Raw genomic sequence first — 14,098 nt, 5'->3', positions numbered from 1 at the left:
GCCATTATATTGAATTGAAAACAAATTGTCAACAATACCCAAATATTATTTTAAAATAATTCATATCTTCATACGTATTTCGTTATTCTTTATCTTCTCCAATAATCCTTACTTCTCGCTCCAACTTCACGCCAAATTTCTCTTCAACTGTCTTTTGTACGAAGTGAATTAAATCGATGTAATCTTGTGCTGTTCCGTTATCAACATTCACCATAAATCCAGCGTGTTTTAAAGAAACTTCTACTCCACCAATTCGCTTACCTTGTAGTCCTGAGTCTTGAATTAACTTACCAGCAAAGTTATTTGGTGGGCGCTTAAATACACTACCACATGAAGGATATTCTAGAGGCTGTTTTGACTCACGTTTAAACGTTAAATCGTCCATTTTGGCTTTAATTTCTTCATGTACACCTTCTTCAAGTTCAAATCTCGCTTCAAGAATAATGTAATGGTTGTTAGCAAATACACTCTTACGATATCCAAATTCAAATGCTTCTTTCGTCAAAGTACGTAGTTCTCCATCACCTGTCATTACAACAGCTTCTGTTAACACAAAAGATACTTCACCACCGTAAGCACCAGCATTCATATATAACGCTCCGCCAACTGAACCTGGAATACCACAAGCAAACTCAAGACCCGTTAAGTTATGGTCTAAAGCAATACGTGATACGTCAATAATTGCTGTACCACACTGTGCTACAATCGTCGTTCCTGTTACAGTAACACCTGTAATATGAATTAAACTTACTGTAATCCCGCGAATTCCACCATCTTTAATAATGACATTCGATCCATTTCCTAAAAACGTAACTGGAATATTATATTCGTTCGCATATTTGATAACTTCTTGAATTTCATCATAATTTGTAGGCGCAACAAAAACATCTGCTTTTCCACCAACTTTAATATGCGTATGATTCTTTAACATTTCATCTTGTTTAACATGTCCTTCAGGCAATACCGTACTTAAATATTTATAAACCTCTTGCATATTCATTTTACGATTCCTCTATTTCTATATTCATTTTATCCCGTTATACGGGCCCATAATATCCCCACGTACATGAAAGAACCTAAAGTGGTGGATACAGTGTACCCAAAATCAATTCGAGACACCTATAAACCTCTTAATTTATAAGAGGTGCCACTCATATTAAAATATATATTGCATAATAAAGCAACCCAAATGGACTACTAAACTTGACATGTCATCAGAAAGACAACAATTTGTAAAATATGTGACTTTTTCAAAACACTATCCCTCAGTATCTTACTATACCATACAAAAAGAAAGTGGTATTTTTTTGTACTTTTTACTTTATTTACATCAATAAAAAAAAGCACATCCGACAGAATGTGCTCTTTCTATACTCTTTATATTACTTTTCGTTCTCTTCTTTTTCTTTATCAAACCATAACAGCTCATCGTTATCAACTTCACCATTATAATTGATTAAAATTTCTTCTCCTGCTTTTATATCCTTATAAGCAAAGAAGTTAAACGTATGGTTCTCGAAGACAATATCATACGTTGCATTCGGTTTATATGAATGATTAAATAACATACCGTATCCTAAAAGGATTGCCGTATGATTGATCCCATACTCAAATGCGTAGTCAGCAAGTAACGTTTTCTCAATATGTTCATGCTGTTCATTCGGATAAGAGATAACTGGTGCTGCGTGTATCAACTCACCCTTTTTAATATCACGAGTTGCAAATACACCTCTATTAAATTCTCCATCACTAAGTTCAGAAGTCTTAACTTCGATCATATGCGTCACCTATATAATTCTTTCTTTGAAGTATTTTATTCCGCTATTTGCGGATAGCTTGATTAGTGAGGGCTAATAATCAGTATGTACTAGTCTCACTTTATCTCCTTAAGCTTGGCAGAAAACGCGCAGAAAAGCAATTAAATTCCTATCAAGTATTCATTTCAATGAAAAAAGAGCACATCATTTGTGCTCTTTCCAAGCAATATTACTTTTCTAAAATATCTTCTAACAACTTCACTTGCTCGCTAACAGTTTGTAACGTCTTCACTGACGTATCATTTCGATGTTTTTCTTCTTCCACACTCGCTAGCACTTCTTCTGTAGCTGTAGAAGTTTGCTGAATTACGTTAGAAGCATACGTAACATCCTTTACGATATTCGTCGTTTTAACGTGGAAACTTTCTTGATGAACAACAACCTCTCGCATTACTTCATTAATCGTATCAATAAACTTCCCTAAATCAGTTACGTTTGTTAAAACGCTTGCTAACATCTCGTTACATTCTTCTTGTACTCTTTCTGACTTCTCTACCTGCACTTCTACCTTACTTGCTTGATTACTAAACTCCTTCAAAATCCCTTGAATTCTTCCCGCAGAACGATTTGATTCTTCAGCAAGCTTTAACACTTCACTCGCTACAATAGCAAAACCTTTTCCATGCTCGCCTGCCCTCGCAGCTTCAATATTTGCATTTAAAGCTAGCAAACTCGTCTGACTTGAAATATTCGTTATTACATCTACAATTTCATTAATTTGTTTCGATTGCATCATTAAATCTCTAAATATAATTCCAGACTGTGAAACAACATCATTTAAACTTCTCATGTTAGCTTCAAAATTTCTTAAAGTATGTACGCTACCCTTTGAAATTTCTAAACTTTCATCCACACGAGCCGATGCAGTTCTTACTTGAGAGATGATTTGTTCAATATTTCCCTCCATATCATTCAATACTTCTACCGAACGATACATCATTTCTGATTGTGATTGCGTACCAACTGCTACCTCTTCAAAGGCAAAATTAATTTCACTCATCGATTCCATCGACGTGTTCATATTTTGTCTTAAATGATTGAAATTACTATCTAGTTTCACAACTGTTTCTTCAATAAGTCTTTGCGTCTCTTCTAACTCCTGAGCTTTTCTCATTACTTCTTGCTTCTCATCACTTAAACGAAGGAGCAGATTAGAACCGATTTTCGTGACGCCCCACATAGCGATTGTTACAATCGCTAACAAACTTGCGAAATTAGCAGCTTCAGATGAGGCTGTATAAGCAAAAAATTGCTCCGGCCAATAGCTACAAAGGATAAATGTGATCACAACAGCTACCCCGCCAAGAATTAAAATGAGGCGCTCACTTAAGTAAATAAGTGAAACAGCTAATGTAAAATAGACCATTTGAAATACAGCCGGGCTTTCATTAAAAGCTTGTACCATAATGTAAGACATTGTAAGCAACATAAATGTCATGATATATTTATACGCTGATTCCATACTTTTTATAAAAGTAAAAAGCGTTCCAAATACAACGACAGAAATACCACAAATCCAAAACGCTATTGCTCTCTCTGTAAAAATATATCCATAATACCCAATCGCGATTATCCCAAGGAAGAAACTACAAATCGTTATAAACAGTAATAAATGATTTTTCTGTGATTCTTTCTCAAGGTTAGAAAAACAAGTCCTCTTTAACCACTCCATATGAAGCCCCACCTTCTACTTATACATATCAATTACTTCAGTTTAAATACTGCACTCACTGGGTTATGATCGCTATTTTCAAACTTTAAATCTTTCCCTTGTACATTTACAATCTCTACATTCGGTGAAACGATAAAGCCATCAATAATAGTGACGAAATTTTCACCTTCTACATATTTCTTCACATCATCTCTCACAGTCATAACAGACGGATCTACAGCCCACTTAAAGCCACCATCCGTAAAGTCCTTCGGTAACTCTACTAACCACTCAGGACGCTCTTTCACGAACTTCGGATCACTTAATTGAGCGTTCGAAACCAATTGATTCCAATCTCCGCCCATTATTACGTAATCACCATTTTCATAATGCTTGTTCATATATTCTTTTAAATACTCTACTTGCTGTTTTCTAATTTTCCCGCCTTCATCATAAGCAGACAAATGTAAATTTACGAGTCTAACATGTTTCCCATTATTAACAGGAATTTTATACTCCACAATTGCTCGATCTAAATCAAACAAACGCTTTGGCCAAGGCTCCATTCCAGGAAGCTGGAACCTCTTCGCTTCTTGAACAGTGTATTTAGAAAACGTACTTAATCCAGCCTCCGCATAGCCCATTGGATTTGTTATTGGCACCGGAACCCATTTCGTATCGTAGTTCTTTCCAAATGACGAAACATAATCAGGTAATCCTTTTTTCAAAAATTCATGTCCATTTACATCAAATGAACGAAGTGACTTTATATCAACTTCTTGTAATAACGCAAAATCACTATTCTCATTTTGTAAAAACGAAAGCATATTCTTTAAATTAGTTTCCGTTTGCTCTTTACTACTTGAACCAGATCCCTTTCCACCATCCATAAAGAAATCTTGATTCTTATCTAATCCAGCATAGCCAATATTAAATGTCGTAACTTTAAATTCATTTCCAGTCGCTAATACGCGCTCCTTATTATTCTCCACCTTCAAACTTATAACATCAGCAGGCTGTTCTTTAGTAAGTGTCATATACGCTAGAAATCCTCCTACAATGCCTGCTACTACTAAAACACATATAAATATGATTTTTAAAAATTTCTTCAAATAAATGACTCCTTTTCACGCGAATTTATTTTTCTTTATTTTCAGTCAAATAAAATAAAACGACACACATAAGAAACATTTTATCATAATTAAAACCTTATATCACTATATTTAGTTGATAAGCAATCGATCCCATTTTAATTACTTAAAAAGCCTTCAGACATCAAAAAAAGAAAAGTTACACCCTCCTCCTCACTGGAAATTAAACGTTATATTTAGTACACTATATGTAATAATCATAGGCGATGGAGTTCGCCATAAACGCTGCTTAGCTAATGACTCCTACCAGTATAGATACTGGTAGGAGTCTATTTTTTTGAGTAAGCTATTTAAAGAGGTGAGAAAATTGATTTATATTATCTTTGGCATTGCTGGTATATTAGGAGCTCTTTCTCGTTATTATTTAGGTCTTAATATCAACACATTTTGGCATCATTCATTTCCATTGGCAACATTACTCATTAACTTAATCGGTTGCTTTTTCTTAGCGTGGCTAACTACTTATATCGCTCGGCTAAACATCTTACCTTCAGAGGTTATCACAGGCATCGGAACTGGATTCATCGGTTCCTTTACGACTTTTTCAACATTTAGTGTAGAAACTGTGCAATTAATCAATCATTCTGAGTGGAGCATAGCCTTCTTATATGTATCATGCAGCATACTTGGTGGCCTCATTATGTCTGGCCTTGGCTATACACTTGGAGATTTCTTAATTAAGAAATCTCTTACGGAAGGTGATTACTCATGATAGAAGCTTTATTAGTCGCAACAGGAGGATTTTTCGGTGCGATTACACGATTTGCAATTAGCAATTGGTTTAAGAAAAGAAATAAAACACAATTTCCAATTGCTACATTCCTTATTAATATAACAGGGGCGTTTTTACTTGGATATATAATTGGCAACGGAGTCACTACAGGCTGGCAACTATTATTAGGTACTGGATTTATGGGCGCATTCACTACATTTTCTACGTTTAAATTAGAATCTGTTCAGCTTCTCAATCGTAAAAAACTATACATCTTCCTTTTATATTTAAGTGCTACTTACATAATTGGTATCCTCTTCGCATTCCTTGGGATGAAGCTAGGTGGAATATAAAATGAAACTTTAATCAGGCCGCCCATAGCGGGATAAAAAAAGAAAGCGACTCTAACCAGTCGCTTTCTTTCATAAGAAATATGTCCCGCCATATGGAATGGAAAATAAACCAGCTGGATGTACATCGTAATGTACAATTTGCATCGGAAACTGTGAATACGGCATATACTGACTTTGCATCATTTGTGCAAAATATGCTTGTTGTTGCATTTGAATAGCTTGATTCATAGCATGAATTGTCCCCTGTGCCCCAGCCAGTGTAATAGCTGCTCCTACTTGTCTTCCATTATAAAAATGATGATTCATCATGATTCATCTCACTTATTCTTTTTCTTCCATATGGTATGTTTCTATTTCATAGTAAGTGTTTTGTCCCTATGGGTTGCCCCTATCTATTGCCCTTTTTTAGCTTGGAAGTAATAAATCCAAATAATAATACACCTATACCACTAAGGAACAATATATAACTTATCGGTACTAGGAAAAAGAAAGGTTCTTCAAGGAATCCATCCGCTCCTACTTTACTGTTTGAAGCATGTATAGTTAAAGAAATAATCGCTAAAATCATTAAAGAAATAGCTACTACGTATTTATTTTTCATCATATGCTCTCCTTTAATTCTCACTGATCTTATTACCATCATAATACGCCTGAAATTATTAAAAATCAACAATTATTTATCGTTTTACAATAAAAATGTTTTTCACATCACAAAAAAGCTACAGATAATATTTTATCTATAGCTCTTCCAATCGGTTATTTTGTGCCAAAGTATGCCTTTTGGAACATACACATTCTTATTGCATTATGATAGTTACCATCAACGAAAAACTCATCGATAAGCTCACCTTCTATCATAAACCCAACTTTTTTATAAACATGTACTGCTTTTTCATTTTCCTTATCTACAACTAAATAAATCTTATGCATATTTAGTACGGAAAAAGCGTAATCCATTGCTAAACGCGTCGCATCCACTGCATAACCATATCCTTGATAATTCGGATCAATAATAATTTGGAATTCTGTTCTACGGTGAATATAATCGATTTCTACTAACTCAACTAATCCAACCATTTCATTGTCTTTCTCAACGATAAATCGGCGTTCACTTTGATCATGTATATGTTTATCATATAAGTCTTGCAGCTCCACAAATGCCTCATAAGGCTCTTCAAACCAATAAGACATAATATGTGCATTATTATTAAGTTCGTGTACAAACTTTAAATCTTCTCGCTCTAATGGACGTAACTTCAATTCCTGATTCATTCCTATAACCTCCAAGTAAAAGAAACCTCTTCACTTAATTTCTCAATTTTTTTCGATTTCAAACGCCCTAATTTCATTGTAAACTTTCAAGCAACTTGAAGGTCAAGATGAAAAAAGTAGTGCAAACTTACGTCTGCACTACTACTCTTTTCTCAAATCTCTCATATTCGATATGTATAAAGCAATAACTAAAACAAGAATTGCTCCTGCGTATAATAACGTCTCCATCGGTTCCTCATGAGACACAATAATTAATCGAATTAAAGCCGTAATTCCGATATAAATAAAATAACGTAACGGGAAATGATAATTCGATTTAAAATACTTAATAATTAATGCAATGAACTCGAAGTATAAGAAATAGACGATGATACTTTCAACCAATTTATAAGACGTATACTCTTTTGACGAAAAAATATACTGCACAAACGTGATCGTCTCATTCACTAAGAAAATTGATAACACAATGGATAATATAATTAAAGCTATATTTAATATCCATTGCAAAACACTAGCTATAACATGATCGATATTAAATGACTTCATTTTCTCTTTAGACTCCCCTTCGTATAAGTACTTATTTATTATAGCAAAATTACGATTGGAAAGAAGTTAAATCATATATTCGTCCTTTGTTGTTTCCAGTGTAGGGAAGATTTAGTGTTTGGAGAATTCTGTTTACAACCATACCCGACGAAACATTGAGAAACTCTTTCAAATTACCATTCGTACATGTCTTACTAATGAGCAATGCATAATCTCGTATAGCATCCACATGTGCCACTTTTGAAAAATCTTTACAACTTGTACAACGCCAACCCTTCTTAACTTTAACCATTGGAATAACTAAGCATTTCTCACATTGTACTCCATTTAGCAACTCCTCTTTTTCTATTTTATATTGCTCAAGTATATTTTGTTGAAGTGGAGAATGCTCCGCTATTATTTGATGAATGAGCCTATCTACATTATCTATAACTTTTCTCTTATATTTACTTTCAAACCACTTTATTTTATGAGGTAAATTGGCACTATGAATAATTGTATGAAGAAGATTGTCATCTGAAGATTTTATAATGGTACGAGGCGAGCTAATAACAACGAGGGACTCAATTGGAAGACTAGAGGAAAATCCATGTGAGTTTAACCATTTCTTTAGTTGTATTTCTTGCCTTTTTATTTGTAAAACCGGATCTTGAAATCCCTCTGAATTTCCTTCTGTTATTCAGATAAGTTGATTAAACTTTGCATCAAACATTAATGTACCTGCTATATTTTTTATCTCAAGAAAAAGAAGAAACTTTGTGGAAAGGATAATAGTATCAATTTGAAAGTATTTATCATAATTACATAAGCGAACATCATGTAAAACACTATACTCTTTCTCAGAAATAAAACTAAGCGGATAATCAATCGCTTGCTCTCCTTTATACCCCGCCATGTGTTTTGCCAAGTTTTCTCCAATTAAATTTCGTTTCGGATGATGTACAGGTAACCTTCTAAGAAGTGCTTCTAACTGTCTTATATAAATCGGCATTTTTCTCTCTTTCACAATCACCTCAAACACCCCTTTACAAATATATCAACGATTTTTTCAATATATCTATCACAACTCACAATATATCAACGATTTTCTCAATATATCTATCACAACTCACAATATATCAACGATTTTTCCAATATATCGATTGGTCGACAATATCTGACACTACCTCACTCCAATCACTCACAGCATATCCTAGAAAAACATCTTCAGCAAAAACTTAAAATCGCATTTCCTCATAAAAAAACATAACCCGCTCCTCCAGCAAAGGTATGATTTTTAACCCTGCGATGCCACTCTATCTATAACCTTGCTGTGAATTCCACAAAATCCATTTGTACTTATACCAACTTTCACTTTTTTCACACTGAAACTATATCCGTTAAAATCGTTTCATACCGTTATTACTTCCGCATAGCTACAATTTATATAATAACGGTACAGTACAAATAACGTGCTGAATCACTAAGTATGGGGGAATAACGATGAACGAAGCGTTACTATTAGTAGACATACAAAATGATTACTTTGAAGGCGGCAATATGGAATTACATCAACCTGAAAAAGCCGCACAAAAAGCGAAAGAAGTTTTGAAAGTATTTCGTGAAAAACAGAAAACAGTTATTCACGTACAACATATCGCGAACAATGAAGGAGCTACTTTCTTCTTACCTGATACAGTAGGTGTTCAAATTCATGATGATGCACAACCGATTGTTAACGAAAGAGTCCTACAAAAACATCACCCCAACAGTTTTTTAAGAACAAATTTATTAGAAACATTAAAGACAGAAAAAATAGACCAACTAGTCATTTGCGGTATGATGACTCATGTATGTATTGATGCAACAGTACGCGCTGCCAGTGACTTCGGATTTCAATGTATTGTAATTGAAGATGCTTGTACAACAAAAGATTTAGAATTCCAAAGAAATCTAATCCCCGCAGTACACGCTCATCAATCGTTCATGAGTGCATTAGAGTTTGGTGATATTTATGCAACAGTCATGTCAGCAAACTGTTTTATAACCAAAAGCAAATAAAGAATTACAGTTCCATATGAAAAAAGAAAGGATAAGTATCTTATTCTTTCTTTTTTTCCATCGTCTTAATGACAGTATTTATACGATAATCACCATAATGTAAAACATCTGCAAGAGTCTCTTCTAATTGCTGATGCGAAGATGTGTGAAGAGTCATGACATAGCAACCATCGCCGCTTATACGATACATTTCAGTAATTACGTCCGTTTTTTCAAAAAAATTTTGAATTTGATTATGATAATGCGGTGCATGCAAAAATAGTGTAACAAAGGTCATAATAGATCCTTCTAGCTTAGCCCTGTCAATATTTATCGTATATTTTTGAATGACACCTGCCTCTTCTAATTTATTAATTCGCTTCCCAACAGCCTGACCAGTCAAATGTACTATCTCCCCAATTTCCTTCCAGTTCATTCTAGCGTTTCCTTGTAGTAATTGTATAATCTTAAAATCTGTTGAATCAAACATGGGCATCCCCTTCCTATACGAAACGAATTCTATAAAATCTTCATTTCTCCTACAGTTTTTCTCAAAAGTTTTGCACTACAATCGATTAGCTCTATTAGCAATTACATTATTGTTAGTGGCTTTCCTTCTTCTTTACAATGTATTTTTTGGATTACTCGTAGGTACTACAGCAAGCTAGCAATTTTTTATAAATATGAACAAATTTTAGGAATTAGTTTATCTTTTTTTAATGTTTTATTTAGAGGCAGTTTATAGTCGGGTATTAACATAAGAAACGTAGCAACTAAGTTCATATATGACGCACTGCTACTATAATCGCTAACCGTACTACTTGAAATCATAAAATAAGGAGACGATAAAACATGAACAAAAAAGCAAAAGCACTATCATCCGTATTGCTCGGATTCACATTAGCATTAACAGGGTGTGCTGGTACTAAAGCTGAAGAAAATCATGGGAAACAAAAACAAGAACAAGTTGCTAAAGAAACAAAAAAGGAAAATAAATAAACTAAAGGGCAAAAAATGGCTAATATTCTTAGCGAGACAAATTGGCAAGGTACACGAGTGTATGACAAAGATAAGAATGACTTAACAAAAGAGAATGCAAACTTCATTGGTCTTGCAAAATATGATGCGAAGTCAGGCAGATATGAATTTTTTGATGCTAAAACAGGTGCAAGTCGTGGCGATAAAGGAACTTTCTTTGTCACAAATGATGGGAAGAAGAGAATATTAATTTCAGAATCAATGAAGTATCAAGCTGTCGTTGACATGACAAAACTAAATAAAAATGTATTTACTTATAAACGAATGGGGAAAGACGCTAACGGTAAAGATGTAGAAGTTTTCGTTGAACATGTCCCATATAAAGAAAAAGAACTTTCTTTCACTGATCCGGACAAGCAGCTGAACACGACTACAGGAGATATTGTTAAAAACGTTGATGGAGATAAAATTTTGGGCGGTACCCTTTGGCACGGAACAAAGGTATTAGACGAAGCTGGTAACGATGTAACACAGTTTAATTCGAATTATATAAGTTTAGCAAAATTTGATGACAAATCTAATAAATATGAGTTCTTCAATAGCGAAACAGGTCAAAGCCGCGGTGATTATGGCTACTTCGATGTTGTACACGAAAATAAAATAAGAGCCCATGTTTCAATTGGAAATAATAAATACGGTGCTGCTCTTGAGCTTACTGAACTAAATAAGAATAAATTTACGTATAAAAGAATTGGTAAAGACCAAACTGGTAAGGATATAACTATATTCGTTGAACATGAACCTTATAAAGGTGATATGAAACCACAATTTAGTTTTTAATTGATTTGATTAAAAATCTACTTTTTATATTCGAAACATGAATTAGTATACGCTGACCGTTTTGTTCAGCGTATACTATTTTTTACATTGAATAACCACTACAGCTCATCAATTACTTTCGTTAGCTTTTGAAGCGCTGATAAAAGGTTTGTTAACTCTTCAGGTGATAAACTTGCATAATATTTTTCAGAAACCTGTTGCATATATGCGTCCATTTCTTTTTTATATAACAAGCCTTTCTCACCTAATTCAACTGAAAATGCACGTTTATCTTCTGCATGTTGCCTTCTGAAAATATATCCTTCCGTTTCAAGTTTCACTAACTGCTGGCTAATGGCACTTTTCGTCACATTCATTTTTTCAGCTAACTCTTTAGGAGTGGATGATGGGTACCTAATAATTAATGTTAACAACGTATATTGCTGATTATTTAAATTAAAATTCGTATAAGATCTTTCTTTCGTTTCAAGTAATATCCATAGTTCTTCAAGTGTTTGATTGATTTCCTCAGCTATATTTTTATTTATCATACTTCTCTCTCTCACCTTTTCTTCTCCAATTTTTCGGGTTTAAATACTTTTTATATTTTGCCACCACTTCTTTTCCAACAAAGACAGCACCTATCAAAAATAGAATTTCTCCTATTACTATACACCCTGGAATGACAATGGTCTTTACCTGCGTCGAAAGTGAAGTAAATGGTATGATTAAAGCACTTCCCCAAAGTAGAACATATACGATTAGAAGTCCTATTCCAATTTTAAAAAGCAATGGCTTTTTTTGTTTATTTTCGTTTGAAATTATTTCTTTTTCCATTTCAAAACCCCCGAATACAATTTAATTTAGTTTACTTAACTAAACTATATATCAAGATTGATTTGATTGCAAGACTTTAAAATGTATTCACTAAAATTGCGTTTACTTGAATTCCAACCACATATTTTGAAAATAATTTTATTTGTATTCCCTATAAAAAAACACTTCTTCCGTGGAAAAAGTGTTTTTTTATACTTAATGACTAATACTAGCTGTTGGGTATAATGTTGTTCCTCCAATTGAAACTTTTATTTCATTTGTTAATGGAACGTTTTGTTCATTAATAATTGTTCTCCACCATTCCCATGCAAGACCTGTACATTCTCTTGCTACAATTTTTATATTTTTTGAATTCGGTGGAAGAGGGATAACTGTAGAGTAATGAGCCGTTTTGTCTTTTCCACTACCATCCCACGTTTTATGTGTTAGTACTTCGTTACCCTTTTGATCAAATGTGAATTCATCCCAAGATACATCAAATTGAGCAACGTAAGCACCGTAATGATCAAGTGTCATTTTAGCACTTGAATATTCTGTAGTTGTCGTCTCAATATAATCTGTATTGTTATGAACAGCAGCAGTTGCATTATCTTTTAAGAAAGTACTTGTATATGAAATTGGGTATGCTGGATTTTTAAGACTTAATTCAGCATTATCTTTAATAATATTTCGGATTTCATTGAAATCTTTAGTAACAACCTTGTTATGTTCTTTCGCATCTCCGCCTAATACTACAGCAGTAAAGGTACTTTCTTCAAAAATATCTTTATACTGTCCACTTGTTTCAACGCTGTTATTCTTAAGTAAGGCTTTAAAAGCAGCTTGTACATCTTTGCTCTTAGATGTTGTTTCTAATTTTACATAAATCGTTCTACCATAAGCTACATTTGAAACCATAACAGGTGGAGCCGAATTATTTACGCCTTTTCGAGTTAACTCGTCAAAAGTAACGCTATTATCAAAAAGGTCGGATGGATTGTTAGGTAGTTCAGCACTTACCGTATAAAATATTTGCTTATACGCCGCTACCATCACTTTTTTCTCTCCATTTGCAACCGCATTAAAATCAATATTTAGACTGTTATCAAGATATTTAGCGTTAACATTAAGAGCACTTGCAATTTGTGATTTACTATAAACCATAGATTCCGTATACTGCATTCTTGCAGGTAACGTATGTGTTGTAGAATACTTTTCATTCCAAGTAGATACTAAATCGTCTACTGCTCCAGCTACATTACCATATGTCGGATTTTGGACAGTGATTGTATTTTCTTTTCTCATGCCCGGTAAGTCTATACTAATATTCAAAGGCTTTCTCTTAGCCACTAATAAACTCGGTTGATTGTCTGCAAAAGCTTTATTAGCAAGTTGTACAGCTCCTGGATACGTGCGATTCACTACAGAATCAATAATTGAAATATCGACTGGTGACGTTGTAAGTGATTTTTTCTCGCGTTCCACTACTACAAATTTACCATTTGAATTGATACTTTCTTTCGGAACAAAACTTTCTACTTTATCACCATTTACAGCTAAAACCTCTTGATTATTATATTTAAGATTTGCTATACCAGTATCAATGCCACTAGCATTTTTGGTTACATCAGTTGCATTACTTGCTTGTGTTTCTGCGAAGGAAATAGATGAATAATTAATAGTGCATAGACTAACTAATAAACATGCAAGGAACTTTCTTCTTTTAGTGTTTTTCTTAATATTCAGAAAAATCACCCCGTTCTTTTTTTAGTAAAATATGATAATGATTGATAAATGATTGCTAACTAATAAATTTACATAAATGCTTTTAAAAGTTCTTGAATTAACGGGATTACGCCACCTACAAATTTTAAAACTGCCATTGCGATTTCCATATTATTTCCTCCTTTTTATTGCTACGAAAATGTGATTTATCTTTATGCCCTCATTATAGTGACCCCTTA

At 33.6% G+C, this 14,098-nt stretch carries 15 protein-coding genes, 2 pseudogenes and 1 riboswitch; of the genes and pseudogenes, 4 read left to right on the top strand and 13 right to left on the bottom strand.

What is annotated here, in order from left to right:
* Positions 1 to 82 precede the first annotated feature (82 nt).
* The 4 genes from murB to ACQRBL_RS24855 form a co-directional block, all read right to left on the bottom strand.
* On the bottom strand, positions 83 to 1,000 hold the full coding sequence (gene murB, locus ACQRBL_RS24870) for a UDP-N-acetylmuramate dehydrogenase (protein ID WP_411996028.1): 918 nt from the start codon (positions 998 to 1,000) through the stop codon (positions 83 to 85).
* A gap of 382 nt (positions 1,001 to 1,382) precedes the next feature.
* Positions 1,383 to 1,778, bottom strand: coding sequence for an SET domain-containing protein (locus tag ACQRBL_RS24865; protein WP_000573647.1), 396 nt, complete (start codon positions 1,776 to 1,778; stop codon positions 1,383 to 1,385).
* 208 nt (positions 1,779 to 1,986) lie between these two features.
* On the bottom strand, positions 1,987 to 3,489 hold the full coding sequence (locus ACQRBL_RS24860; protein ID WP_327946268.1) for a DUF4077 domain-containing protein: 1,503 nt from the start codon (positions 3,487 to 3,489) through the stop codon (positions 1,987 to 1,989).
* Between the two features lie 32 nt (positions 3,490 to 3,521).
* Entirely contained in the window at positions 3,522 to 4,580 is a 1,059-nt protein-coding gene (locus ACQRBL_RS24855; protein ID WP_327897753.1) for an endonuclease/exonuclease/phosphatase family protein, read from the bottom strand.
* A gap of 232 nt (positions 4,581 to 4,812) precedes the next feature.
* Positions 4,813 to 4,872, top strand: a riboswitch (Fluoride riboswitch).
* Between the two features lie 54 nt (positions 4,873 to 4,926).
* On the opposite strand from ACQRBL_RS24855, the gene crcB (ACQRBL_RS24850) reads away from it, so the two are divergent.
* On the top strand, positions 4,927 to 5,331 hold the full coding sequence (gene crcB / locus ACQRBL_RS24850; protein ID WP_411996051.1) for a fluoride efflux transporter CrcB: 405 nt from the start codon (positions 4,927 to 4,929) through the stop codon (positions 5,329 to 5,331).
* Positions 5,328 to 5,684 carry a fluoride efflux transporter CrcB gene (crcB, locus tag ACQRBL_RS24845; RefSeq protein WP_000568581.1) on the top strand — a complete coding sequence of 119 codons (357 nt, stop codon included), beginning with the start codon at positions 5,328 to 5,330 and terminating at the stop codon, positions 5,682 to 5,684. Before crcB (ACQRBL_RS24850) ends, crcB (ACQRBL_RS24845) begins: the two co-directional genes overlap by 4 nt.
* A gap of 69 nt (positions 5,685 to 5,753) precedes the next feature.
* On the opposite strand, the gene ACQRBL_RS24840 is transcribed toward crcB (ACQRBL_RS24845), so the two are convergent.
* The 5 genes and pseudogenes from ACQRBL_RS24840 to ACQRBL_RS24820 all read right to left on the bottom strand — a co-directional run bounded on the left by ACQRBL_RS24840 (position 5,754) and on the right by ACQRBL_RS24820 (position 8,508).
* Entirely contained in the window at positions 5,754 to 5,993 is a 240-nt protein-coding gene (locus ACQRBL_RS24840) for a DUF3947 family protein (RefSeq protein WP_023523378.1), read from the bottom strand.
* Between the two features lie 79 nt (positions 5,994 to 6,072).
* On the bottom strand, positions 6,073 to 6,288 hold the full coding sequence (locus tag ACQRBL_RS24835; protein WP_223617937.1) for a DUF3955 domain-containing protein: 216 nt from the start codon (positions 6,286 to 6,288) through the stop codon (positions 6,073 to 6,075).
* A 152-nt stretch (positions 6,289 to 6,440) separates the two neighbouring features.
* The gene (speG, locus tag ACQRBL_RS24830) at positions 6,441 to 6,956 is read right to left on the bottom strand and encodes a spermidine N1-acetyltransferase (protein ID WP_001071090.1); all 516 of its coding nucleotides are present in this window, start codon (positions 6,954 to 6,956) and stop codon (positions 6,441 to 6,443) included.
* Between the two features lie 141 nt (positions 6,957 to 7,097).
* Complete coding sequence (gene psiE, locus ACQRBL_RS24825) at positions 7,098 to 7,502, bottom strand: phosphate-starvation-inducible protein PsiE (protein WP_000834709.1); 405 nt, start codon at positions 7,500 to 7,502, stop codon at positions 7,098 to 7,100.
* Between the two features lie 49 nt (positions 7,503 to 7,551).
* Positions 7,552 to 8,508: pseudogene (locus tag ACQRBL_RS24820) on the bottom strand (nuclease-related domain-containing protein).
* A 476-nt stretch (positions 8,509 to 8,984) separates the two neighbouring features.
* On the opposite strand from ACQRBL_RS24820, the gene ACQRBL_RS24815 reads away from it, so the two are divergent.
* Positions 8,985 to 9,542 (top strand): cysteine hydrolase family protein, encoded by a 558-nt coding sequence (locus ACQRBL_RS24815; protein WP_411996027.1) that lies wholly within the window; start codon positions 8,985 to 8,987, stop codon positions 9,540 to 9,542.
* A 40-nt stretch (positions 9,543 to 9,582) separates the two neighbouring features.
* Here ACQRBL_RS24815 and ACQRBL_RS24810 read toward each other — a convergent pair whose 3' ends face one another.
* Positions 9,583 to 10,011 carry an Lrp/AsnC family transcriptional regulator gene (locus ACQRBL_RS24810; RefSeq protein WP_000460485.1) on the bottom strand — a complete coding sequence of 143 codons (429 nt, stop codon included), beginning with the start codon at positions 10,009 to 10,011 and terminating at the stop codon, positions 9,583 to 9,585.
* 362 nt (positions 10,012 to 10,373) lie between these two features.
* On the opposite strand from ACQRBL_RS24810, the pseudogene ACQRBL_RS24805 reads away from it, so the two are divergent.
* A pseudogene (locus tag ACQRBL_RS24805) lies at positions 10,374 to 11,339 on the top strand (DUF4822 domain-containing protein).
* A 98-nt stretch (positions 11,340 to 11,437) separates the two neighbouring features.
* Here ACQRBL_RS24805 and ACQRBL_RS24800 read toward each other — a convergent pair.
* The 3 genes from ACQRBL_RS24800 to alo form a co-directional block, all read right to left on the bottom strand.
* Positions 11,438 to 11,869: a MarR family winged helix-turn-helix transcriptional regulator gene (locus ACQRBL_RS24800; protein ID WP_000608841.1), complete on the bottom strand. Its 432-nt coding sequence runs from the start codon at positions 11,867 to 11,869 to the stop codon at positions 11,438 to 11,440.
* A complete protein-coding gene (locus ACQRBL_RS24795) occupies positions 11,859 to 12,155 on the bottom strand; it encodes a transporter suffix domain-containing protein (RefSeq protein ID WP_411996026.1) in 297 nt (98 codons plus the stop codon). The genes ACQRBL_RS24800 and ACQRBL_RS24795 overlap by 11 nt, the downstream gene beginning before the upstream one ends.
* A gap of 195 nt (positions 12,156 to 12,350) precedes the next feature.
* Positions 12,351 to 13,889 (bottom strand): anthrolysin O/cereolysin O family cholesterol-dependent cytolysin Alo, encoded by a 1,539-nt coding sequence (gene alo / locus ACQRBL_RS24790; RefSeq protein WP_000576726.1) that lies wholly within the window; start codon positions 13,887 to 13,889, stop codon positions 12,351 to 12,353.
* Positions 13,890 to 14,098: the final 209 nt, after the last annotated feature.

This window comes from Bacillus sp. AF62, from assembly GCF_050312695.1.
Classification (GTDB): domain Bacteria; phylum Bacillota; class Bacilli; order Bacillales; family Bacillaceae_G; genus Bacillus_A; species Bacillus_A cereus.
The sequence above is the reverse complement of the archived record's forward strand: the minus strand, read 5'-3'. Positions and strand labels throughout refer to the sequence as shown.